Raw genomic sequence first — 23,319 nt, 5'->3', positions numbered from 1 at the left:
TCGCGCGGCCGGGCGCACGGCGCGCCGTGCCGTCCTCGTGCGCGCGGCCCGAGGCTCAGGGCCCGAAGGGGCGGTGTTCCGCACGGTGCGTGCGTGCCGACCCCGTGGGGACGGCCGGGCACCGGCGAGAGCGGTACCGGGCGGCGCCGCTGCGGGGAGCCGGAGGACGGCTTCGGGGCTCACGCAGGTGGCGCCGGGGCCGAAAGGGTGTGCGCCGCGTCCTCGGTTCGGCGTCGCAGCACGTGGTCAGGCAGTGGGTTCCGATCATGGCGAAACCTCCGTTCGCCTTCCCACCTTCGCCCAGGAGCGGCCCCTCGCGCGTCGTCCCCGTGCAGCGTTTCCGGGCTACCACGGCTGCGGTATCCGGCCCGCTCGTCTACGGCTGGACCGGCGCACACGTACCGCGCCTGCGATCAGTCGGACGCCGGTGAACGCCCCGGTTCCGTCGCCGGGGTGACCAGGCCGCACTGGTAGGCGATGACGACGAGCTGGGCCCGGTCGCGGGCGGCCAGCTTGGTCATGGCCCGGTTGACGTGCGTCTTCGCGGTCAGGGGGCTGACGAACAGGTGCTCGGCGATCTGGTCGTTCGACAGTCCCAGCGCCACCAGCCCCACGACATCGAGTTCCCGACGTGTCAGGCACTCCAGCCGTTCGTGCACGTCCGCCGAGTACGCGTCCGGCTGTGCGAGGAAACGGCTGATCAGCGCGCGGGTCGCCGATGGGGACAGCAGTGCCTCACCCGCGGCGACCGTGCGGACACCGTCGAGAAGTTCCTCGGGCCGGGCCCCCTTGCCGAGGAATCCGCTCGCCCCGGCACGCAGTGCCTCGGCAACGTGCTCGTCGTCCTCGAAGGTGGTCAGGATGAGCACCTTCACGTCTGCGGTCTCCTCGGACTCACTGATGAGCCGTGTGGCGTCGATGCCGTCCATCTCCGGCATGCGGATGTCCATCAGGACCACGTCAGGGCGTTGTGCGCATGCCAGCTCCAGTGCCTCCTGCCCGTTCGACGCCTCCCCCACCGTCTCCATGTCGTCCGCGGAGTCGAACAACATCCTGAACGTGCCCCGCAGCAGGGCCTGGTCATCGGCAAGCAGTACGCGAATCGTCATGTGTGTCCCTCTCCGGCGGTTTGCCCCTCACCAGGCCGGGACGCAACGGCAGTTCGGCCGTCACGGTGAACCCGCCCTCCGGGCGCGCTCCCGCGTACAGCCAGCCGCCGACCGCGGCAGCGCGTTCCCGCATCCCGATCAGTCCGTGCCCCGTCCCCGGATGCGTGTGGTCCTCCCCGGTTCGCCCGTCGTCCTCGACGGTGATCGTCAACCGCTCGTCGCCGTAGTGCAGGCACAACCGGGCGTGGTCGGCCCCGGCGTGCTTGCGGACGTTGGTCAGGGCCTCCTGCACGATGCGGTAGGCGGCCAGATCGACCGTCGGTGGCAGCGGTTGGGCGGTGCCGCGCCCCGTGTGGGTCACGGTCAGTCCGGCACGTTCGAACGACGTCAGAAGCGCCGGTACGCGCGCGAGGCCCGGCATGGGGTCACGCGGCGCCACCGGGTCGCCGGACTGCCGCAGCAGCCCCACGGTCACCCGTAGTTCGTCCAGCGCGGACCGGCTGGTGTCCCGGATGTCCTCCAGAGCGGCCAGGATCCGTTCCGGCCGCCGTTCCACCAGGTGCACGGCCACGCCGGCCTGCGCGTTGATCAGAGCGATGTGGTGCGCGACGATGTCGTGCAGCTCACGGGCGATCCGCACCCGTTCGGCCGCCACCCTTTGCTGCGCCTCCTGCTCACGCGTACGCTCCGCGTGCTCGGCCCGCTCCTCGACGGCCGCGATGTAGGCGCGACGTGAACGCACCCCGTCCCCGACAGCGGCCGGCAGGGCCGTCCACGCCAGCATCGCGGCGTTGTCGGGGGCCAGCCAGGAGTGCGGGTCGCACATCACGGCCGCCCCCACCAGGACAACAGCCGAGAACGAACCCGCCATCCAGGTGGCACGCCGGTCGGTCAGCGCGGCCACGGTGTAGATCGACACCAGGACCGGGCTGATCACCAGCGGACTCTCCCGGATCCCGACGATCTGAAAGGCCACCCCGCAGGCGACCGCGACGGCCAGGACGACGAAGGGGTGACGGCGCCGCCACACCAGCGCGGAGCAGCCGACCACGGCCAGCACCACAACGGGCCACCGCAGGGAGAACTGGTGCCCGTGCCGTACGACCGAGGCGGCCAGGACCGACAGCACGAAGAGCAGAACCAGGCCCAGTGCCTCCCACACACCGATCCGAGCCCGCGCTCCCCGCCTCCAACCGCTGATCACCGCCATGCCACCACCGTAGGGTCGAGAGCAGCCTCAGGCGCGGCCTGGACGGGCCAGGAGGCGCCTTGAGCGCCGCCGTTGCCCGTTCGCAGAGCCGTCGGCGGCGCACACCACATCGACGGTGCGCTGTACGCCCTTCGGGTCCGTCGCCTCCGGCACGACTCCTCCGGGCCCCGCCGGGCCCAACTTTGCTTCGCAGTACACGTATATGCATAATGAGGCTATGCATAAGCGGGTTATGGAAACAGGCTTGCCTGCAGAGGATCTGATCACCGCCGTCGAGCAGATGGTCCGCTACGTACGTCAGAGCGCCAACGCGGGCGGCCTGAGCGTGGCGACCTCTTCCGCGCTGGCCCGTCTGTGCCGTGAGGGCCCGACCAGGCTGACCGACCTGGCCCGCGCCGAGGGCGTGTCCCAGCCGAACATGACCCAGCTCGTCACCCGCATGGAGCGCGCGGGCCTCGTACGCCGCGTCGCCGACCGCAACGACGGCCGGGCCGTCCTGGTGGAGGTCACCCACACGGGCCTGGAGGTCTCCCGGCAGCGGCGTGCGGAGCGCACTCACGCCCTCCAGCTCCTCGTCGAGGAGCTCACCGAACCGGAGCAGCAGGCGGTGAAGGTCGCGCTGCCCGCCCTGGCCCGCGCGATCCAGGACCGCCAGGCCCGCTCCTGAACCATCCGGCTCCACCCCCCTACCGCTCGACGTTCCGGAAGAGGAGCGCACATGAGTGCACCGCACGGAAAGACCGCCAGTCCTTTCAAGCAACCGAGGGCCGTCTGGGCCGTCGCGTTCGCCTGCGTGATCTCGTTCATGGGCATCGGTCTGGTCGACCCGATCCTGCCCGCCCTGGCCGACAGCCTGCACGCCTCGCCCAGCCAGGTCTCCCTGCTGTTCAGCAGCTACCTGATCGTCACCGCTGTCGCCATGCTGATCGTCGGCTGGATATCCAGCCACATCGGCGCCAAGCGCACCCTGGTCATCGGGCTGGCCGTCATCGTCGTCTTCGCCGCCCTGGCCGGCACCACCGACTCCATCAACGGCATCGTCGGCTTCCGCGCCGGCTGGGGCCTGGGCAACGCCCTGTTCATCGCCACTTCCCTGGCCGTCATCGTCGCCTCCGCCAGTGGCGGCTTCGGCGGCGCGATCATCCTCTACGAGACCGCTCTCGGTCTCGGTATAGCCGTCGGCCCGTTGCTCGGCGGCGAGTTGGGCGCCATCAGCTGGCGCGGACCGTTCTTCGGCGTCGCCGTCCTGATGGGCATCGCCCTGATCGCGACCCTCGCGTTCGTGCCCTCCCTGCCCAAGCCGAAGCAGCCCATCTCACTGACCGCCCCTCTCAAGGCACTGCGTCACCGCGGCCTGCTGACCATGGGCATCATGGCCCTGCTGTACAACTGGGGCTTCTTCACCATGCTCGGTTACGCGCCCTACCCCATGGAGCTGAACGCCCATCAGCTCGGGCTGGTGTTCACCGGTTGGGGCCTCCTGGTCGCCGCCTTCAGTGTCTTCGTCGCCCCGCGTCTGCAGGCCCGGTACGGCACCGCCCCGGTGCTGTACGCCAACCTGCTCGGCCTCGGCATCGTGATGGCCGTCATCGCCGCCGGCGTGGCCACGCCGACCGTGGTGATCGTCGCGGTCGTGGTCAGCGGCGCGTTCATCGGCATCAACAACACCCTCACCACACAGGCCGTCATGCTCGTCTCCCCGGTCGAGCGCCCGGTGGCCTCGTCCTCCTACGGCTTCCTGCGCTTCATCGGCGGCGGCCTGGCCCCGTACGTCGCGGGCAAGCTCGCCGATGCCACCGACCTGAGCGTGCCCTTCTACCTCGGCGCCGCCACCTTCCTCCTCGCCATCCCCGTCCTGGCCAGCGGTCACCGCCTGCTCCGGCAGGCCGAGCAGCACATGGGCGACGGCGAGCCCGTCACGCCCACCCTCACTCCCGTCGGAAGCGAGCCGAGCGGCGGCACGCCTCCGGTCATCGTCGCCGTCGGCGCCCACGAGAAGGCCGCTGTGATAGTCGACGCGGCGGCACGGCTCGCCCGGACCTCCGGCAGCCCCCTGGAGGTCGTCCACGTCCAGCAGACCACCGTCGTCGAGGAACAGGCCGTCGAAGCCGAGGACTTCGACCACGCCCGCGCGACCGTCACCGCCCACCTCGACCGCCTCGCCGCCCACGGCATCACCGCCACCGGCCAGGTCCTCACCAGCGTCGGCGACCACGCCGCGGCCGGCCGCGCCCTGGCCCGGCACGCCGCCGACGCGCAGGCCGTCACCGTCGCGGTCGGCCGCTCGCCGCGCGGCCTCCTCGCCCAGTTCGCCGACGGCAGCTTCACCACCGCCCTCACCCACGCCGCCACCTGCACCGTCGTCCTCGTCGACCCCGACCACAGCCCACGGCCCCTGACCGCGGACACGGTGGCGGAGCTGCGCAACAGCGCGGCCTGAGCCACCCCCGCAACCGCCCGCGGGCTGCGGCACACGTCCTGTGCCGCAGCCCGCTTCACTGTTCACCTTCGTGGTCGCGATCCGCTCCGCGCCGGGAGACCCACGACCGCCGGTACACCGGTGGGCACCCTCCGGGCCGCCCGCGACCGCCACGGCCGCGTCGACGCCCTCGTCGGCAGCGCCGGGGTCATGCCCCTGTCGCGGCTGGACTCCCTGCTCGTCGACGAGTGGGACCGGATGGTCGACGTGGCCTGGAGAACGATGTCGCGGGCGGCGGTCCGCAGCATGGTGCTCCATCGCGTGTCAGTGCGACCGCGCGGTGTCCAACCACTGCAGGACTTCCGGGGTCACCAGGTCGGTGATGTCGGCGAACTCCTCGTGCTTCTTGAGGAACTTCGCCACGTAGGGGCAGACCGGCACGATGCGCTTCCCCGAGGCGCGCACGTCGTTCAGCGCCTGCTGTACGAGCGTGGAGGCCAGGCCCTGCCCGGCGAAGGCGTCGTCGATCTCCGTGTGGTAGAAAACGCGCTGTTCGTCACGGTCGCGGTAGGCCGTGAGACCTGCGGTCCTGCCGTCGACCAGGATTTCGTAGCGGTGCTTGGGATCCACTCGCCGGACGGTGGGAGCGGGGGCGGGCTGCGTCATCGTGCGCCTTTCGGTGGTACGTCGGGTCCTTGCGCGGTGCGATACCGGCGTGGGGGAAGGGCGGGCGGGAAGCCGGTAGCGGCCGTCGCCCTCGACCGTACCGAAGCCGCCTGCTGCACTCCGCCCCGCGTCCGGGTGCGGGCGGAGGCCACGCGGCGGGCGAGGGCGTCGACGAGTGCGCGGTGCGGCTGCTCGGTCGTGGGGCCGAGGGCGCAGAGCGGCCAAGATCTGGAAACTCCGGACGCCTCAGCTCGGTGTCGGCGGCGTCTGTGCCGGTGTGACCAGTGCGATGAAGGCCCCTGGCGGACGCATGGCGCCAGGTCAGCGCACCTGGCCGCGGGGCTTCAGGGCGACGGACGGCAGTTCGGGAGCCGGCAGGCGGTCGCCGTCGTAGCCATGGACCTCGCCGAAGCGGTCGCCGTTCTCCCAGTCCTCACGCGCCTGCTCGATGTCCTCGTGGGTCCGGCCGATGAAGTTCCACCACATGACGATCTGTTCCTCGAACGGCGTCCCTCCGAGCAGGACCGCCCGAGCCACGGCATCCGTCTCGTTCGCCAGCGTCAGGGTGCCGTTTCCCGTGCCGATGTAGCCCAACTCCGCCGAGTGCAGGAGTGTTTCACCGACACGGACATTTCCGTGGTCCACCAGCAGCCCGTGCTCGAAGGCGGTGTCGACGGTGAGCGTGGTCGTCGAGTGGGGGTCGAGGACGAGTTCCGCGCCGAGCAGGGGCGTGAAGGTCTGCACCGGTGAGGTGTCACCTGCCAGCGTGCCCAGGAACACTCTGACGTCGGCCCCGTCCACCCTGATCGGGCTCGGGACGTAGTGCTGGAAGTCCCGGCCGGTGTGCCGGTGTTCTCCGGGAAGCGCCACCCACAGTTGTACCCCGTGCAGGATCGCGGTGCCGGGGGTGGAGACTTCCGAGTGGCTGATGCCGTACCCACCCGTCATGAGGTTCAGCTCTCCGGGCCGGACGAGTGCGTGGCTGCCCATGCTGTCCCGGTGCTCGATCTCCCCGGCAAAGAGCCAGCTCACCGTCTGCAGACCGGTGTGCGGATGGGGTGCGACGTCCATGCCGCCCGTGTCGGCGATGTCGTCGGGGCCGTAGTGATCGGCGAAACACCAGGCTCCGATCAGCGTCCGGGTGCGCTGCGGCAGCGTACGCCGTACCGTCATCGCCCGCGGACCGCCCAACGGGACGTCCCGCGCGGAGAGGACGTCGACCTCCGGCACAGGTCGGCCGGGGTCCGAGTCCCGGCAGGACTGTACGGCGGGATCCCTCTCGACGTCGCTCATGGAGCGCCCCTCTCTCACCAGGATTATTTCATGTTCAACAATTGCTTCTGAATGATAGGCCGCTGCGCCGACCACGGGGCGCACGGCAGAGCGAGGGCCGGTGGCGGCTCATGAAGGAGTCCAGGGTGACTGACACAGCGACAGGCCGCGCGAGCAAGCGGGTCTTCGTCGACAAGCAGAGTCCGAAGGCCTACCAGGCGTTGATCGACACAGCCGAAGCGGTCCGCGAGGCCGCCGCCGAGGCGGGACTGCACCGCACCCTCGTGGAACTGGTCAACCTCCGCGTGTCCCAGATCAACGGCTGCGCGTACTGCCTCCATGTGCACACCCGGGCCGCAGTGCGCGCCGGCGAGACCGCCCAACGCCTGGGTGTACTGGCCGCCTGGCGCGACACCGAGCTGTTCACCGCGCGGGAGCGCGCGGCGCTCGCCCTGGCGGAGGCCACCACCGACCCCGCGGACGCCGTCGGGCAGGAGAGCGCCTACGACGCGGCCCGCCTGGTCCTCACCGACGACGAGATCTCCGCGGTGATCTGGGTGGCCATCACGATCAACGCGTTCAACCGGGTCTCCGTGATGAGCAAGCATCCCGTGCGCGCGATCCCTCAGCAGTGATCCGGTCGCGCTCCTGCCGGGCACCGGAGCACCGGCCACCCCGGCTCGTCTCCGATCGGGACGACTGACCTCCCGGACCACCGCGGCAGGTGCGGAAGCGGGGGGACGGTCCGGCCCGCGTGCCCGTGCCGGTAGCCCGCCGCGGGTGCGCGGGGGCGCGACCCCGGTAGCCGACCGCGGGTGCGCGGGGGCTCGGCCGTACGGGCACGGGGGACGTCAGGCGACCGCGGAGGCGCTCAGGCCCTCGGTCGCCCGTGCGTACTCCCCTGCGTGGGTCCGGGCTCCGGGCACCGCGAGTGCGGCCTGGAACTGTTCGCCTGCCTCGCGGTGGCGGCCCGCCGTGGCGTAGGTCTGGCCCAGTCGGCAGCGGATGTCCATCTCCAACCGGTCGTACTGCGGTTCCATGAGCGGGTCGAGGAGCCCGTGCCGGTAGAGCGCCTCGTGGTGCAGGGCCATGGCACTGCCCAGGTCGCCGGCGCCTTCCTCGGCCGTACCCAGCCGGGTCAGCGAGATCGCGTGCAGCAGCACGTCTCCGCCCTGTGCGACCAGGTCGGTGGCCCGGCGGAACAGATCCCTCGCTTCGCGGTAATCGCCGAGGCCGAGGTGGACGTCCGCGATGCAGGACAGGGGCCGGCCGAGCAGGTGGGGTCTGCCGTTGGTCTCGGCATGGGTGCAGGCGCCGGTGAAGCAGCTCAGTGCCTCGTCGTTGCGCCCCAGGATCTGGTGGACCGTGCCGAGCAGGCTGAGTGCCGTGGCGGCAAGCCAGTTGTCGCCGAGCCGCTCGGACAGGGCCACCGCCTCCGTGATGCGGGTGACCGCCTCCTCGACCCGGCCCGAGTTCAACTCGGCGGCGCCCAGTCCGGTCAGTGCCCGGGCCTCCTCGCGCCGGTCCGCGTCACGGCGGCTGATCCGAAGAGCCTCGGTGAACCAGGTGTGTCCCTCGGCGAACCGCCCCTGATAGAAGTCGACCATGCCCATGCCGTTCCGCAGGGCGGGCGCCATCCTCCGGTCGGCGGCGTCGTCCGCGCAGGCGAGTGCCGCCTCAAGGGCGGCCCGGCACTCGTGATAGCGGCCCCGGCGCAGAAAATAGTCGCTCAGCGCCTCGGCGATCCAGCAGGCGAGATCCGCCTCGCCCACCGCTGCGGCCTGCGCGACGACATCGGGCAGCTCACCGCCCGCCGCATCCAGCCAGCTCTCCGCCTGCTTCCAGTCCGTGAACGGCGCACCGACGGGCTGCGGTCCGGTGGGGAACCCTCCGGGGCCCCAGTCACTGGCGATGCGGCCCGCGTCCAGGTAGAGGCGGAACACGGCGCCACGTGCCGCTTCGGCCTCCGCGGACGCGGCCTCCGCCAGCCGCCGCGCATACGCCCGGACCAGATCGTGCAGGCGGTAGCGACCCGGTCGGGGCTCCTGCAACAGACTCGTGTCGACCAGACTCTCCAGGGTCTCTTCCGCGTCGGGCGGCGAGCAGTCGAGCATGGCCGCCGACGCCAGCCGGTCGACCTCGGTCGTCGGCGCCAGCCCCAGGGCACGGAATCCGCGGCGCATCCGCTGGGGGAGCTGGTCGTAGGACAGGCGGAAGGCCGCCTCCACGCTGCGGTCCCCGGCGCTCAGTTCACCGAGCCGGCCTTCCTGACCGGTCATCCGTTCCACCAGGTACGCCAGCGTCCACGCGGGGCGGGTCTGCAGCCGCGCCCCGGCGATCCGCAGCGCCAGCGGCAGTCCGTCGCACAGCCGGGCCAGTTCGCGCGTCGCCTCCGGCTCCCTGTCCGACCGTTCCTTTCCGATCAGGTGCCGGAGCAGGGACACCGCGCCGCCGGACTCCAGGGGCTCCAGGGTCACCCTGCGGTCGGTGTCGAGTTCGACCAGCCGCCGCCGGCCGGTGACCAGCACCCTGCTGCCCGGTCCGGCCGGGAGCAGCGGCCCGACCTGCTTCGCGCTCACGCTGTCGTCCAGCACCATCAGGAGCCGTAACGAGCTGGTCGCTGCGCGCCAGGCCGCGGTGAGTTCGTCGAGGTCGCTCGGTACCTCACTGTCGGTCGCGCCGAGAGAGCGCAGCAAGCGCCGCAGGACCCGCTGCGGGGTCGGGCTCTGCCGGCCCTCGCTGTGGGCCCGCAGGTCCACGTAGAGGCAGCCGTCGGGGTAGTCGGCGCGCAGGTCGTGGGCCGCGCGGACGACGAGCGTGGTCTTTCCCACGCCCGCCGGGCCGTCCACGGTCACGACCGAGACGGCGTCGGAAGGGGAAGGCGCGGTCAACAGCCTCAGTTCGTACGCGCGCCCGGAGAGCCGGCCGGCGACACCCGGCAGGTCGTTCACGGCGCGCCGCGGCCGAGGCTGGGACTGGGGCTGGGGCCGAGGCTGGGGCTGGGACTGGGACTGGGGCTGGGGCTGAGGCTGAGGCCGGGCAGCCGGCCGGTCGGTCGGCCGGGCCGCCGCGGGGCCGAGGAGTTGTGCGTCCTCGCGTCGCAGTACCGCTTCATGGACACGGCGGAGTTTCTCGCCGGGGTCGACGCCCAATTCGTCGCGGAGGCGGTCGCGCATGTCCTGATAGGCCGTCAGCGCCTCGGCCTGACGCTCGACTCCGTACAGGGCGCGCATGCGCAGCGCCAGCAGTGATTCGTTGAGCGGATCGGACGTGGAGAGCGCGGTCAGGTCGTCGAGTGCGTCACCGGACCGCCCGAGCAGGACGAGGCATTCCAGCATCTCGGCCTGGAGTGCGCGCCGGCGCTCCGACAGCCGCTGTCGCTCGCCCTGGGCGAACGGGCCCGGCAGTCCGGACAGGGGCTCGCCCCGGAACAGGGCGACGGCGGCGGCGAACCGGTCCATGGCGGTGGCCAGGTCGCCCGAGGTCTTCGTTCGCCGCGCCGCTTCGGCCTGCTCGGCCAACTCCTCCGTGTCGAGTTGGACTTCGTCCAGAACGAAGCGGTATCCGCCGCTGCCGCTGCGGATCACCGAGCTCGCCCGGTCGGTCCCCTCGGGGTCGAGTGCCTTGCGCAGCGGGTAGACGTAACTCGGCAGGAGGCGACGGCCGGACGCCGGCGGATGCGCGCCCCACACCGCGTCGAGCAGGTGCTCCTGGCTGACCGGTCTGCTCCGGCGCAGCACCATGGCCGCGAGGACGGCCTGCCGCCGTGCGGGCCCGATGTCCAGCGGCTCTTCGCCACGCCAGGCCGAGACCGGCCCGAGCAACTCGATACGAAGCCGCTGAGGGACTCCCCCGTCCACCGCGACGCCTCCACTCCCACCCGCACATCATCGAAATTTCATCTGCATTGCAGCGCCTGCCGCCATGGTTGGCAAGTCCGCCCCGGCCGGAGGGCAGGCAAGGCACACACGTGACGGAGCTGGCTATGGCGCATATCGGTAAGTCCGTGCAGAAACTGGCGGACAAGGCCGGGTTCTCTCTCGACGTCCTGTCCCAAGGCCAGGACGAGGTGGTCCAGGTCTACAAGGGGAGCGTCCTGCGCGGGGCGCCGGTGGGACACGCGATCTCGACGTCCTGGGGCGGCTGGCAGGCGTTCGCCGGCCGGCGGGCGTCCATGGGCAAGAAGGAACTCGGCATGTTCCAGAGCCTCGACGACGCGATCAGAGCCTTGCTGGTCAACAGCGACTGGTGAGCCCACGGCCGCGCGCCGGCCGGACAACGTGTGACACGGAAAGAGGAACGAATCCGCATGGCGGAAACGAAGGGCGTACTGCTGCCGGCCTATGTACTGGCCGACGAGTCGGGCTCGATGAGCCCGTACGAGGAAGATCTGTCCAACGGCCTGATCTCGCTCTGTGAGGGGCTGCGGGCCGAGCCGATGGTCGCGGCCAAGCTGCGGCTGGCCGTGCTGGGCTTCTCCGATGACGTGGAGGTGCGTCTCGCGGTGGCCGACATGCGCCACGAGACGAGTCTGCCGCAGGTCGAGATCCGGGGCCTGACCAACTACGAGGCGGTCTTCGACGACCTGTTGGGCAGGATTCCGTCCGACGTCCAGTGGCTGCGCGGCGAGGGCTACAAGGTGCACCGGCCGGTGGTGTTCTTCCTCAGCGACGGCCAGCCGACCGACGGGGGAGCGTGGCGGCAACCGCATGCCCGGCTGACCGACCGGGCGCAGACGCCGACCGCTCCCAACATCGTGGCCTGCGGGATCGGTGACGCCCGCGCCGGCACCATGGTGGAGGTGGCGACGCGGCCGGAGTTCGCGTTCGTCGCCAAGCCCGGGACCGACATCGGGCGGGCGGTCGCCGAGTTCTTCCACGCGCTCACCGCGAGCCTGGTGGCCTCGGGGCAGGCACTGAACTCGGGCAGCCCGCACCTGGTGGTGAACCGCCCGGACCAGTTCAGCATGGCGATCGACGAGGTCGGGCAGTGAGCACGGCCGAGGCGCCGCCCCCGGACGTCGCACCGCGGGCCGCGCCGTGGCAGAAGGTCACGGTGGGTGTGGCGGGCCCGGAGTTCGAGGCCCGGCCGCCGGGCCAGTACGCCTTCGACTTCCCCGACACCGAGTGCGACGGCTGGTCCACGCCGTCGCACTGTCTGCGTTCCGCGTCGGTGCGTGGCGCCAAGCACCGCTACTACCGGCAGCCTCGCCAGGACGCGGTGCGGGCCGCGGTCCACGAGGCGACCGGCAGCATCGTGTTCGCCGTCGCCGACGGCGTGTCCAGCGCCTCCAGTTCGGAGTTCGGCGCCGTCGAGGCCTGCCGGTCCGCCGTGGAGCGGATGCTGTGCCTGCTGTCGTCGGGCGAGGGGCCGCTGGACTTCCGGGACGTGGTGCTGCACGCCGCCGAGCGGCTGAGGCAGCTGGCCAAGTGGCGGCTGAGCGGAAGGGAGCCGGCGGCGGGCGAGGTGGCGGCCCTGTACGCGACGACGCTCGTGGCCGGCGTGGTACGTCCCGACCCGGCGGGTTCCGTGGTCGAGTTGTGCCGTATCGCGGATTCGGGGGCCTGGGTGCTGGACCGGTCCACTGGCCGGTATGAGGCGCTGTTCGGCACCAAGACCGGTTCCGACACCCTGCTGGTGTCGAACGAGGTCACTCCGCTCCCCTACGTGCCCGACGCGCTGGAACGGACCACGGTGCGGCTGGACTCCACGCACACCATGCTGGTCGGCACCGACGGCTTCGCGGATCCGCTCGGTGACGGTGACGGCCAGGTCGGTGCCCTGTTCGCCCACCACCTCGCCGCACCGGCGTCGCCGTTGTGGCTGGCGCATCTCCTCGACTTCTCCCGGGAGACCTTCGACGACGACCGCACTTTGCTGGTGATCTGGCCGCACAGGGGAGCAGGAGCAGAGTGAGCCCCACACCCGCGCCCACGCCCGTCGTCGAGCACGGCGTGCTCACCCTGGGGCGCCAACTCGGCCAGGGCGGCCAGGGCACGGTGCACGAGGTCGCCAACAAGAAGATCAACAAGGCGGTGGACGGCGGCTGGGACGTCGCCTACAAGGAGTACTCCCCCGCCGTGCTGCCCGGTCTCGACACCGCGGCGCTGGCCTCGCAGGTGGATCTGCCCGGCACGCTGAGCGCCGCTGAGGGCCGGTGGCTGTGTGACAAGACGGCCTGGCCCGCGGCCGTGGTCCAGCGCAACGGCCACACCTGCGGGCTCCTCATGCGCCTCGTACCCGACCGCTTCCGGTTCACTTTCAGGAGCCTGACCGGGACCGCCTCAGGCACCCGGCGACTGGCCAACCTGGAGTACCTGCTGAACGACGACACCTACGTCGCCGGAATCGGCCTGACCCTCAGCGAACGCGACCGGGTGCTGCTCCTGGCCGACCTGGCGGCCACGCTCGACCGGCTGCACCGCATCGGCATCACGGTCGGCGACCTCTCCCCCAAGAACCTGCTGTTCACCACCGATCCGAAGCCCGAGTGCTTCCTCATCGACTGCGACGCCATGCGCCTGCGGGGCGCCACCGCGCTGCCCCAGGCCGAGACACCCGACTGGCAGATCCCCGCAGGCGAGGAGAAGGCGACCCGTTCCAGCGACGTCTACAAGCTCTCCCTGCTCGCCGTTCGGCTCTTCGCCCGGGACCAGACCGCCACCGACCCCTCCGCGCTGGCCTCGCTCACTCCGAAGCTGGCCGACCTGGCCCGCGCCGGTCTCGGTCAGGACCCGGCCAGGCGTCCCACACCGGCGGCCTGGGCCGAACAGCTCACCGCCGCCGCCACCGCGGCATCCGCCGCACCCGTCACGTCCGCCGCGCCCTCCGCACCCGTCGCGCCGTCGCATCGGAGTCCGGGGCAGCCCGCCGCACCGTCGGCGCGCAGCCCCCGCCCGGTGCCGCCACCGGGGATCGCGGCCCTGACGCGGGGGCTGCCCGGCAGGCCGTCGACGGGCAAGGCCGCCGCCCTGGTAGCCGCCCTCGTGGCCGCCGTGGTCTTCCTCGGGGTGACCTTCTCGTCCGGTGACGGTTCGTCCGCCGCGGACTCCCATGCCTCGGCGCTGCCGGACGTCTCCTCCACCGACATATGGACCGACGAACCGGCCGACCCTTCCGACGACGGCCTCGGCACACCGGACGAGACGGAGACCGACGACGAGACGGAGACCGACGACGAGACGGAGACCGACGACGAAACGGAGTCCCCATCGGCCACACCCGACCCCATCGGCGACGCCGAGATCGGCTCCTGCTTCGATGACGAAGGAACACGCGACGATGCGGACCTGGTCACGACGGACTGTACGGACGGGGCCTTCGAAGTGGTGGACATCCGCCACGACACCACCGACCTGAACAGCTGCGACGACGTCGACGACAGCGACGAGAGCATCTCGTCGTCCAGACACGATCTGGTGCTGTGCCTGAGCTACCTCAGTCCGGGAGGTAACGCGTACCACGCCGATCAGGGGGACTGCGTCTACGGCCCGAACGGAACCGGAAGCTGGCACACCGAGCAGTGCGGGACGGGGAACTTCAAGGTCCTCGCCGTCTACCGCGGACGTGACGAATCGAAATGCGACGGGTGGCCGCGCTACAACCTGCTGAAGCCGTTCAGAGGTCCGGACAACGCCGACCTGGACCTCCTGCTGTGCCTGTCGATGAACTACCCGGACGCCATGGGGTACGCGAAAGTGCGCCAGTGCCTCCTCAAACGCGGCAGCGGTGACAACGCGACGTTCACCAACACGGGCTCGTGCAGCACCTCCAACGTCGTCGTCACCGGGCGCACCAGCCGCTACTGGGCCACGTCCTTCTGCGGCAACAACGGGTGGTCGACCTGGCGGTCCCGGGAGTATCCGGAACTCGCCTACACCGTGTGCTACCGGCAGCAATGATGCCGCGGCCTCCCCGCCGCACGAGACGCATGCGCTGCCGGGGTTTCAGAAACACTGACGAAAGGAGCTTCGGTGGGGGACCACTACTGGCTGACAGGGTCTGACGAGCCAAAGCTTCCGACCTGGCTCCATACTCCACGTGCCGTGCCGCCTCCCCTGGGGCAGCCCGCTTCCCCTCCTGCCGTGCCGCCTCCCCTGAAGCAGCCCGTTTCGCCGCCCGCCGCCCGGCCGTCACCGCCGAACCGGTCGGGCGGGGTTCCTGCGACGCCGCCGGGCACGACGAGCGCGACCTGGGGGCAGCCGCGCGGCGGGGCCCGGTCCGGCTCGGGCGGAGTGCCGAAACCCGGGCGCGCGCCGCAGCCCGCACCGGCTGTTCCGGCCCGGCAGCCCGGAACGCCTGTTACCGCCCAGCAGCCTGCACCGCCTGTCGCGACCCGGCAGCCAGGATCATCGCGGCAGGCGCCCGGAAGCCCGACTGCCACCCGGAGGGCGGTCGCGTCCGGGCGCCGGGCCGCGCTGGTGGCCGCAGGCGTGGCCGCCGCCGTCACCGCGGCGCTGCTGACCTGGCATGACACCTCCGGGACGACGCCACCGGACGACCGCGCGGCGATCGCGGCGGCGCTCGTGGACCTGGGCCTGCAACCTGCCGTGCGCTACCGCACGACGACGAAGGGATCGACCTGGACCGAGATGCGCGTCACCGCGTCCGGCGCCGCACTCGGTGAAGCCGCGTACGACGGGACGCAGGTCACCACCATGTCCGTCGGCGGCACCACCTACGTCAAGCTGCCCGGCAGCGGGCCCACCGCCCCCGACGGCTCGGGCGACTCCCGCGGCGACTCGGACCTCGCGGGCCAGTGGGTCGTCGGCGCCGGTGCGGCGCCCGGCGCGGAATCCGCGGACACCCCCGAGGCCGGGCAGAGCCCCTCCGTCATAGCGAACCGGCTGCTGAAGGCCCTCAACAGTGAGGAGACAACGCTGCCGGGGCCGGATGCCCCGCCCGTCACGGTGGGCGGGGTACCGGCGCTCCGGGCGACCACGCCGCAAGGTGTCCTGTACGTGTCGGAGGCGCGCCCGCACCGGCTGCTGGAATTCAGATCCCTTACAGCACCCGGAGGCGCGCCGGCGGACCGTACGGGAACGGCGGCGGCCCAGGCCGTCCTGCGGAAGCCGGCCGCCACGGATGCCCTCGCCGCCGTACGTGCCTGGGCCGACACCCCGGCGGCGGGCTCCTTCACGGTCGCCGCGCTGTCCCGGGCCGAGAGTGCCACCCTGGCGGGAGAGTTCCGGGACAGCATCCCGGAACTGCGCACGGCACTGGATGCCGGAATCACCGCAGAGGTGGAGACGGAGCCGGATCTGGACTGTGCCGCCACCGGCTGCGAGGTGACCTCGCGTATCAACGGCATCACCCTGAGCCGGGAGGCCAGAAAGCGCATCACCGGCGGCCAGGTCACGGTCCGGCTCACGGCGGTCGTGCAGATCGAGGGCCGGCCGGCCGGCACCTGTACGGCCACCGAGGTGCTGCCGCTGGACAGCACCGGCGACATCGCCTGCACGGACACCGACGCCGGGTCGCTCTACGCCGCTCAGGAAGCCGTCAAGAGACGGGAGGCGCAATCCCGCTCCCGGGTCAGCGGCGTACCGGAGCCCTATGGCGTCCGATCCACCGCCGACGCCCACGTCCGTGTCCTCGCCGAGGTGGACACCACGGCTCTGCAGCAGGCGCAGCGGCAGGACGAGCAGGTACTCGTCGGCGCGCCGTCACCGGCGGACGTGGCGGAGCGGGCCGCCTCCACAACCACCGACGACGAGGACCGGCCGCAGGACTGCGCCCGCTCCCTCCCCCGCGGTGCGGACCCGAGCGGCGACGGATGGATCCTCAACTCGCTCGGCGCCAACGGCCGTACGGAAACCGGGCAGGCCTGCCTGAAGAAGCCGCCCAACAACAGCAGCGGCAGCGGAAGGACGGCGGAGAAGAAACCAGATCCGTTCGGCTACGCGGAGGCGCGCCTCGCGTTGCGGCGGCTCGGCCTGGATCCGGAGGTGGATCTGGCGCGATGCCACATCATCGCCGCACGATTCGGGGGTTCCAACAAGCTGAAAAAGAACCTCAGCCCCTGCGGGCAGCAGCTCACCAACAACTTCGTCCTCGGTATGTCGAACTTCGAGAACCAAGTCGCCAAGGACATCGCGGAAGAGCCCGACGGCAGCGTCCGCTACCTGGTGCAACCGTTCTTCAGAACGTCGCAGAGCAGCATTCCCAAGGGGTACGTGATGATCGCCGTCTGCTACTCCCCCGCCGGGGTTCCGTACCTCGTCACCTCGCGCACCGTGCTGAACATGGTGGAAGCGTCCGGCACGCTGACGAACATCGGGAACTGAACGTCGGCCCGGGAGCTCACCTGTGCGCCACGTCACTCCCGGTATCCTTGATCACATGCAGCACGCACCTGGACCGAGAACCGATCCCGGCGTTCGTCACCAGCGCGCGACGCGAGGACAAGAGCGATGACCGCAGAACCCACCCCTGAAGGTCCGGGCCCCGTTCCGAGTCGGCCGGATCCGGTGCCGCGCGACCCGCAGTCGCCTTCCGCGCCCGGTCCCACCGAGCCCGAACCCCAGCCGGACACCGAGCCGTCCCCGGAACCCGAGCCCGGATCCCGCCCTGTTCCGGAGCCACCCGACTGACGTCGGCGGACTCGGGCGGCCGGCCCTGCCCGGCCGTGGCCCCATCGCGCCCACGTCCACCCCGGTCCTTACCGCGCGGGGCGGGGCGGGGCGGAGGACGGGGCGAGGGAGGGGAAGGATGCGTGCCCTGTCCTCCGCGTTCCACCGGAACACCCGGACACCGGGACACCGGGACTCCGGGCCACCGGGTCACCGGGTCAGGCGCTGATCTGCTTGTCCGAGCCGGTCCGGCTGATGTTGATCTTGCGGGGCTTCGCGCGTGCCACGATCGGGATGCGCAGGGTCAGCACACCCGCGTCGTAGCCGGCGTCGATCTTCTCGGTGTCGAGCGTGTCCGCGAGGACGATCTGGCGGGAGAAGACGCCCAGAGGCCGCTCGGAGAGCTCCATCTGTACGTCCTCGCCCTTGGCCGTCGGCCGTCGCTCCGCCTTCACGGTCAGCATGTTCCGTTCGACGTCGATGTCGATCGAGTCGGGAGACATGCCGGGGAGGTCGAAGGCGACCACGAACTCGTCGCCCTCCCGGTACGCGTCCATCGGCATCGCGGAGGGCCGTGACCAGGTGCCCGTGGCGCCCATGAACTGCTGGGCCAGCCGGTCGAGTTCACGGAACGGGTCGGTGCGCATCAGCATCATCGTCACCTCCAGGTGAGTCCGGGCACTGTGTGCCCCTGCGCTTCACCTCATTCTGGTTGTAACATGTCATCCAAAGGATGACAAGTACGATGTCATGCGGATGATGACGGTATGTCTCCCGGAGGACGGCCGTGAGCGCAGTCGACGCTCATCCCGCCCCGTCAGCTCCGGGCCCCGCGGTTTCGCCGCTTTCGTCCGCCGACGCCACGCAGGCGCCGAACACCGGTCGACCGCCCGGCTCATCCGGATCCATTCGACCCGGATCAATTCCGTTCCCACCCGCGCGGGCAGCCGGTTCGGCCCTGAAGGGAGGCAACCATGGCGCGGGCAGTGGGCATCGACCTGGGAACCACGAACTCCGTGGTGTCCGTTCTCGAAGCCGGCGAACCGACGGTGATCGAGAACACCGAGGGTGCGCGGACCACGCCGTCGGTGGTGGCGTTCGCCAAGCAAGGTGAGGTGCTGGTCGGCGAAGTCGCCAAGCGGCAGGCGGTGACGAATGTGGAGCGCACCGCGCGATCGGTCAAACGGCACATGGGGGACGCTCACTGGCGTTTCCCCGAGTCCGGCGACATCGACGGCAAGCGGTACACCGCGCAGGAGATCTCCGCGCGGGTGCTCCAGAAGCTGAAGCGGGACGCCGAGGCGCATCTCGGGGAGGACGTCACGGACGCGGTGATCACCGTCCCGGCGTACTTCAACGACTCCCAGCGCACCGCCACCAAGGAGGCAGGCCAGATCGCGGGCCTGAACGTGCTGCGGATCATCAACGAGCCGACGTCCGCGGCGCTGGCCTACGGTCTGGACAAGGAGAACGACCAGACGATCCTCGTCTTCGACCTCGGTGGCGGCACCTTCGACGTGTCGCTGCTGGAGATCGGCGAGGGCCTGGTGGAGGTGAAGGCGACCAACGGCGATACGCACCTGGGCGGTGACGACTGGGACCAGACGGTCGTCGACCACCTGGTCAAACAGTTCAAGAACGGTTACGGCGTGGACCTGTCCAAGGACAAGATGGCCTTGCAGCGTCTGCGCGAGGCCGCCGAGAAGGCGAAGATCGAACTGTCGTCCGCGACCGAGACGACGATCAACCTGCCCTACATCTCCGCGTCCGCCGAGGGCCCGCTGCATCTCGACGAGAAGCTGACGCGCGCCCAGTTCGAGCAGCTCACGTCGGCTCTGCTGGAACGCTGCAAGGCTCCGTTCCACAACGCGGTGAAGGACGCCGGAATCAAAGTGGCGGACATCGACCACGTGATCCTGGTCGGCGGTTCGACACGGATGCCTGCGGTGACCGAGTTGGTGCGAGAACTGACAGGCCGGGATCCGCACAAGGGCGTGAACCCGGACGAGGTCGTCGCCATCGGCGCGTCGCTCCAGGCCGGTGTGCTCAAGGGGGAGGTCAAGGACGTCCTGCTGCTCGATGTGACCCCGCTGTCCCTCGGTATCGAGACCAAGGGCGGCATCATGACGAAGCTCATCGAGCGCAACACCACGATCCCGACCAAGCGCTCCGAGGTCTTCACGACGGCCGAGGACAATCAGCCGTCCGTGCAGATCCAGGTCTTCCAGGGCGAGCGCGAGATCGCCGCGTACAACAAGAAGCTCGGCATGTTCGAGCTGACCGGCCTGCCGCCGGCCCCGCGCGGTGTCCCGCAGATCGAGGTCGCGTTCGACATCGACGCGAACGGCATCATGCACGTCGCCGCCAAGGACCTCGGCACCGGCAAGGAGCAGAAGATGACCGTCACCGGCGGCTCCTCGCTGCCGAAGAACGACATCGACCGCATGGTGCGCGAGGCCGAGCAGCACGCGGAGGAGGACCGGCAGCGCAAGGAGGCGGCCGAGACCCGCAACCGGGCGGAGACTCTGGTCTACCAGACAGAGAAGCTGCTCCGGGACAATGCCGACAAGATCCCCGCAGACGTCCGCTCCGAGACCGAGTCCGCCCTGGCGGACGTCAAGGAGAAGCTCAAGGGCGACGACACCGCGGAGATCCGTACCGCCACCGAGAAGGCGACTGCGGCGGCGCAGCGCATCGGCACGGCGCTTTACGCACAGGCCCAGGGTGATGCCGCCGGAGGGGGCACGGCCACCGGCTCCACCGCTGACGGGCCGGGCAGGGAGGAGGAGGACGTCGTCGATGCGGAGATCGTCGATGACGAGCGCAAGGGAGATGCGGGATGAGCAAGAATCCGCATGTCGGGCGTGACGGAGAGCGGTCGCCTGTGCTGGTGCGCGACGTGCGCGGGGTCGAACCGTTCGTCCTCCAGGGCCGGGGACGCCCGGATACCGCCGTACCGGACGCGTCCGGTACGGCCGGCACCGGCGGGGCCCGCCCTGGCACCGGCAGGGCCGATCGGGCGGCGGCGGCGCCACGGGACGAGCGGATCGCGGAGCTGACCGCGGACCTGCAACGACTGAAGGCCGAGTACGACAACTACCGGAAGCGGGTACGCCGAGACCGCCTGGCCATCCGGGAGATCGCGGTGGTCAACGTGCTCACCGGCCTGCTCCCGGTCCTGGACGTGGTGGAAGAGGTGCGTCACCGGGGCGACGACAAGGGTGCGGCGGCGGTCGTCTCCGACGTACTTGAGGAGAGGCTGACGGCGCTGGGCCTGCGGACCGTCGGTGCGCCGGGCGAGCCCTTCGATCCCCGCACCCATGAGGCGATCACGTACCGCGCGTGCGGCGCGGCCCAGGAGACCGTCTGCACCGAAGTGCTGCGGCACGGCTATCGGGTCGGCGACCACCTCCTGCGCCCGGCCCAGGTCGCGGTGACGGGCCCCACCGCTTCCGACTAGCCAAGGGCTGTCCCGCAATCCCTGGCGGGACAGCCCTTAGCCCCGCCCAGAGCGCAACCCACCCGTCGCCCGGGAGCCGGGGGCGAGGCCGTGGTCGACGAGCGGGCCCACGGTCAGGCCCTCGGCCCGGAGGCCGGTGATCAGGCCCGGCAGCATCGCGAGTGCGGGCTGCCAGCGGCCGGACGCGGACAGGTCGGCGTCGTGCAGAAGGACCGTGCCGCCGCCCCGGAGTCGGCTGCGCACGGTCGCGGACACCCGTGCGGGGGTCGCGTCCTCGGTCCAGTCCCGGCCCCAGGCCGACCACAGGACCGGCCTCAGCCCGGACCGCAGGGCCGCCGTCCAGCGGCCACCGGTCAGGATTCCGTACGGAGGCCGGTACCACAGCGGCCGGACGCCGGAAATGCTGCGGACCGCCTCGGTGGCGCGCGCGATTTCGCGGGCGTCCCTGACGACGGTGGGAAGCCACGGGCGGCTGTGCGTCCATCCGTGAACGGCGAGCTCGTGTCCGCGGCGTGCGATGTCACGGCCGAGTTCCGGATGGCGGAGAAGGCTGTCGCCGAGAACGAAGAACGTGGCACGTACGGACAATTGGTCCAGTACCTGAAGGAAGTGCGGGGTGGAGCGAGGGTCCGGGCCGTCGTCGAAGGTCAGAGCGATGTGGCCAGGGTGCCCGAGGCCCGCCAGGGCGGGGAAGCATCTCCGCCGCAGACCCGGCAGCCATGTCCCGGCGGGCACGACATGCGTGGTCAGCGCCAGCGCCGACAGGGCCAGTGGCGCACGGAGCGCAGGGGGGATCGTCATGGGTCGGGTGTTCATCGGGATTCCGTCTCTCCGTCGTCTTCGGCCGGCGACCGCCGTCGGTCCTGCTCCGTCGTGGGTGGCGCTCCCGTCGAGTCCCAGTGGCCCGCGGCCGCCCGGGAGACCGACAGACCGACCGTTCCGGCAGCGATCAGGCACGCACCGAGTACGGTCGGCAGCAGATGGGCGCCCAGCCCGATCCGTTCACCGAACAGTGCTGTGCCCAGCACCACGCTCACCAGCGCGTCCCCGAGGGTGAGGGCAGGCTGCGAGGCGGCGAGCGTCCCGGCACGCAAGGTGCTCTGGAGCAGCAGCAGGCTCAACAGCCCGGCGCAGCACATCGCGTACAGGTACCCGGTGGTCAGGACCACGGCCACGCCCTCCGGGATCCTGCCCGTGACCTCCTTGATCAGGGCAGCCGTGCAGGCGAAGGAGATGGCCGTTCCGCAGCCGAGCGCCGCGGCGGACGTGGCGCCGCCGAGGACACGGGCGAGCAGGGTCAGCGCGCCCACCGCCGTCGCGGCGCAGGCGCCGACGACCAGCCAGGTGCCGGCCCGTCCCGTCGCCTCGCCCACCGACGGACCGGCGGCGGCCAGGAAGAGCGCCAGACCCACGGCGAGCGTCAGGAACGACATCCAGGTCCTGCCGCCCGGTTGGTGGTGGAAGACCGCGGTGCCGAGCAGCAGCGTGAAGAGGAGTTCGCTCACCATCAGCGTCTGGACCACCGACAGACTGCCGACGGCCAGCGCGCATGCCTGGAGGGCCGCTGACATTCCGAGCGCCGACGCACCGGCCAGCCAGAAGGGGCGGCGTACCAGCTGTGTCAGTCGGCGTGCCGCCTGCCGCACGTCCGGTCTGCCGCCCGCTGTCTCGAACTCCACCTGTTCCATGGCGGCCCGTCGTTGCAGCACCGATGCGGCGCCGTTGGCGAGAGCCGCCAACAGCGCGAGCGTCACGGCGAGAGCGTTCATGTCGCCGATCAGCCGAAGCGGGCGGCGAGCCGGTGATAGAGACCGGGGGCGACGGAGCGCACGCAGCCGGGCAGGCGCAGCCAGCCGGGGACGAACACTTCGTCACGGCCTGTCACGACGGCGTCCCAGACCGCGTCCGCGACTCTCTCCGGGGACATGGGCCGGGGCCACGAACGGGTGTACGGCATTCCTCGGCGTTCGAAGAACGGGGTGTCGACCACTCCGGGGACCAGATGGGTGATGCGTACTCCGGTTCCGCGCAGTTCGTAGCGCAACGCGTCGGCGAAGGTGGCGACGGCCGCCTTCGCCGCCGAGTAGACGGCCTCGCTGCGGACCCCTGCGCATCCGGCCACCGATCCGATCAGGACGATGTGTCCGCGTCCCGCTGCGAGCATGTGCGGCAGCAGGAGCCGTACCAGATGGACGACGGACACCAGGTCCACGGTGAGGACCCGGTCGGCTGCGGAGGCGGGCATGGAGTGCAGGGAGCCCGCCCAGCCGACCCCCGCCGCGGCCACGAGCAGGTCGACTCCGCCGACGGTGTCGAGGGCCTCCTTGACCAGTTGCTCGGTGCTGTCGGGTGACATCAGGTCCGCGTAGAGCGCCGTGGAGTACGTCGTCGCCGCGACACCGTCCAGCCGCTCGCGGTCACGGCCGGTGACGAGGAGCCGCCAGCCCTTCTCGGCCGCGATCCGGCGGGAGACCGCGGCTCCGATCCCGGAGGAGGCCCCCGTCACCAGAGCCACTCCGGACCGGGCCTCGGGGCCGTCGGACGCGTCGCGGCCGCGCGCCCCGCGGTGCGCGATGTCCGGAACACGTGGCATGGCCTCTCCCCTGTGTCGG

General features: G+C 71.0%; 19 protein-coding genes and 1 pseudogene. 11 read left to right on the top strand and 9 right to left on the bottom strand.

From position 1 onward, the window contains the following. Positions 1 to 413 precede the first annotated feature (413 nt). Complete coding sequence (locus ACFVUT_RS18115; RefSeq protein WP_389649554.1) at positions 414 to 1,109, bottom strand: response regulator; 696 nt, start codon at positions 1,107 to 1,109, stop codon at positions 414 to 416. Then, positions 1,081 to 2,319, bottom strand: a complete 1,239-nt coding sequence (locus ACFVUT_RS18110; RefSeq protein ID WP_389649556.1) for a sensor histidine kinase — start codon at positions 2,317 to 2,319, stop codon at positions 1,081 to 1,083. The genes ACFVUT_RS18115 and ACFVUT_RS18110 overlap by 29 nt, the downstream gene beginning before the upstream one ends. 217 nt (positions 2,320 to 2,536) lie before the next feature. On the opposite strand from ACFVUT_RS18110, the gene ACFVUT_RS18105 reads away from it, so the two are divergent. The 3 genes and pseudogenes from ACFVUT_RS18105 to ACFVUT_RS18095 form a co-directional block, all read left to right on the top strand. Further along, positions 2,537 to 2,986, top strand: a complete 450-nt coding sequence (locus tag ACFVUT_RS18105) for a MarR family winged helix-turn-helix transcriptional regulator (RefSeq protein ID WP_389649557.1) — start codon at positions 2,537 to 2,539, stop codon at positions 2,984 to 2,986. Positions 2,987 to 3,037: 51 nt separating this feature from the next. Beyond that, positions 3,038 to 4,759: an MFS transporter gene (locus tag ACFVUT_RS18100; RefSeq protein ID WP_389649558.1), complete on the top strand. Its 1,722-nt coding sequence runs from the start codon at positions 3,038 to 3,040 to the stop codon at positions 4,757 to 4,759. Positions 4,760 to 4,894: 135 nt separating this feature from the next. After that, a pseudogene (locus ACFVUT_RS18095) lies at positions 4,895 to 5,008 on the top strand (oxidoreductase); the annotation flags it as partial. Between the two features lie 54 nt (positions 5,009 to 5,062). Here ACFVUT_RS18095 and ACFVUT_RS18090 read toward each other — a convergent pair. Together ACFVUT_RS18090 and ACFVUT_RS18085 are read right to left on the bottom strand one after the other, a co-directional pair. After that, on the bottom strand, positions 5,063 to 5,404 hold the full coding sequence (locus ACFVUT_RS18090; protein WP_389649560.1) for a GNAT family N-acetyltransferase: 342 nt from the start codon (positions 5,402 to 5,404) through the stop codon (positions 5,063 to 5,065). Positions 5,405 to 5,725: 321 nt separating this feature from the next. After that, a complete protein-coding gene (locus ACFVUT_RS18085) occupies positions 5,726 to 6,697 on the bottom strand; it encodes a pirin family protein (RefSeq protein WP_389649561.1) in 972 nt (323 codons plus the stop codon). Positions 6,698 to 6,807: 110 nt separating this feature from the next. Here ACFVUT_RS18085 and ACFVUT_RS18080 point away from each other — a divergent pair, with 110 nt between their 5' ends. After that, positions 6,808 to 7,311, top strand: coding sequence for a carboxymuconolactone decarboxylase family protein (locus ACFVUT_RS18080; protein WP_389649563.1), 504 nt, complete (start codon positions 6,808 to 6,810; stop codon positions 7,309 to 7,311). 216 nt (positions 7,312 to 7,527) lie between these two features. On the opposite strand, the gene ACFVUT_RS18075 is transcribed toward ACFVUT_RS18080, so the two are convergent. Next, positions 7,528 to 10,536, bottom strand: coding sequence for a BTAD domain-containing putative transcriptional regulator (locus tag ACFVUT_RS18075; RefSeq protein ID WP_389649565.1), 3,009 nt, complete (start codon positions 10,534 to 10,536; stop codon positions 7,528 to 7,530). A 125-nt stretch (positions 10,537 to 10,661) separates the two neighbouring features. Here ACFVUT_RS18075 and ACFVUT_RS18070 point away from each other — a divergent pair, with 125 nt between their 5' ends. The 5 genes from ACFVUT_RS18070 (at position 10,662) to ACFVUT_RS18050 (ending at position 16,962) form a co-directional block, all read left to right on the top strand. Then, entirely contained in the window at positions 10,662 to 10,928 is a 267-nt protein-coding gene (locus ACFVUT_RS18070; RefSeq protein ID WP_389649568.1) for a hypothetical protein, read from the top strand. Between the two features lie 57 nt (positions 10,929 to 10,985). Further along, complete coding sequence (locus ACFVUT_RS18065; RefSeq protein WP_389649571.1) at positions 10,986 to 11,669, top strand: hypothetical protein; 684 nt, start codon at positions 10,986 to 10,988, stop codon at positions 11,667 to 11,669. Further along, positions 11,666 to 12,592 carry a protein phosphatase 2C domain-containing protein gene (locus ACFVUT_RS18060; RefSeq protein WP_389649573.1) on the top strand — a complete coding sequence of 309 codons (927 nt, stop codon included), beginning with the start codon at positions 11,666 to 11,668 and terminating at the stop codon, positions 12,590 to 12,592. Before ACFVUT_RS18065 ends, ACFVUT_RS18060 begins: the two co-directional genes overlap by 4 nt. Further along, positions 12,589 to 14,577, top strand: coding sequence for a hypothetical protein (locus ACFVUT_RS18055; RefSeq protein ID WP_389649576.1), 1,989 nt, complete (start codon positions 12,589 to 12,591; stop codon positions 14,575 to 14,577). The genes ACFVUT_RS18060 and ACFVUT_RS18055 overlap by 4 nt, the downstream gene beginning before the upstream one ends. Before the next feature lie 531 nt (positions 14,578 to 15,108). Continuing rightward, on the top strand, positions 15,109 to 16,962 hold the full coding sequence (locus ACFVUT_RS18050) for a DNA/RNA non-specific endonuclease (RefSeq protein WP_389649578.1): 1,854 nt from the start codon (positions 15,109 to 15,111) through the stop codon (positions 16,960 to 16,962). A gap of 503 nt (positions 16,963 to 17,465) precedes the next feature. On the opposite strand, the gene ACFVUT_RS18045 is transcribed toward ACFVUT_RS18050, so the two are convergent. Then, on the bottom strand, positions 17,466 to 17,900 hold the full coding sequence (locus tag ACFVUT_RS18045; protein ID WP_389649890.1) for an Hsp20/alpha crystallin family protein: 435 nt from the start codon (positions 17,898 to 17,900) through the stop codon (positions 17,466 to 17,468). Positions 17,901 to 18,221: 321 nt separating this feature from the next. Here ACFVUT_RS18045 and dnaK point away from each other — a divergent pair, with 321 nt between their 5' ends. Both dnaK and grpE read left to right on the top strand, forming a co-directional pair. After that, positions 18,222 to 20,090 carry a molecular chaperone DnaK gene (gene dnaK / locus ACFVUT_RS18040; RefSeq protein ID WP_389649581.1) on the top strand — a complete coding sequence of 623 codons (1,869 nt, stop codon included), beginning with the start codon at positions 18,222 to 18,224 and terminating at the stop codon, positions 20,088 to 20,090. Next, complete coding sequence (gene grpE, locus ACFVUT_RS18035) at positions 20,087 to 20,707, top strand: nucleotide exchange factor GrpE (protein WP_389649584.1); 621 nt, start codon at positions 20,087 to 20,089, stop codon at positions 20,705 to 20,707. Before dnaK ends, grpE begins: the two co-directional genes overlap by 4 nt. A gap of 36 nt (positions 20,708 to 20,743) precedes the next feature. Here grpE and ACFVUT_RS18030 read toward each other — a convergent pair whose 3' ends face one another. From ACFVUT_RS18030 to ACFVUT_RS18020, 3 genes are read right to left on the bottom strand one after another with little or no spacing between them, the layout of a single operon-like run. After that, positions 20,744 to 21,508, bottom strand: a complete 765-nt coding sequence (locus tag ACFVUT_RS18030) for a polysaccharide deacetylase family protein (protein ID WP_389649587.1) — start codon at positions 21,506 to 21,508, stop codon at positions 20,744 to 20,746. A gap of 11 nt (positions 21,509 to 21,519) precedes the next feature. Next, positions 21,520 to 22,476, bottom strand: a complete 957-nt coding sequence (locus ACFVUT_RS18025; RefSeq protein WP_389649590.1) for a DMT family transporter — start codon at positions 22,474 to 22,476, stop codon at positions 21,520 to 21,522. Positions 22,477 to 22,484: 8 nt separating this feature from the next. Beyond that, positions 22,485 to 23,300: an SDR family NAD(P)-dependent oxidoreductase gene (locus ACFVUT_RS18020; protein WP_389649593.1), complete on the bottom strand. Its 816-nt coding sequence runs from the start codon at positions 23,298 to 23,300 to the stop codon at positions 22,485 to 22,487. Positions 23,301 to 23,319 lie beyond the last annotated feature (19 nt).

The organism is Streptomyces sp. NPDC058051, assembly GCF_042885475.1.
GTDB lineage: Bacteria > Actinomycetota > Actinomycetes > Streptomycetales > Streptomycetaceae > Streptomyces.
This window is presented reverse-complemented; position numbering and strand designations above follow the sequence as displayed.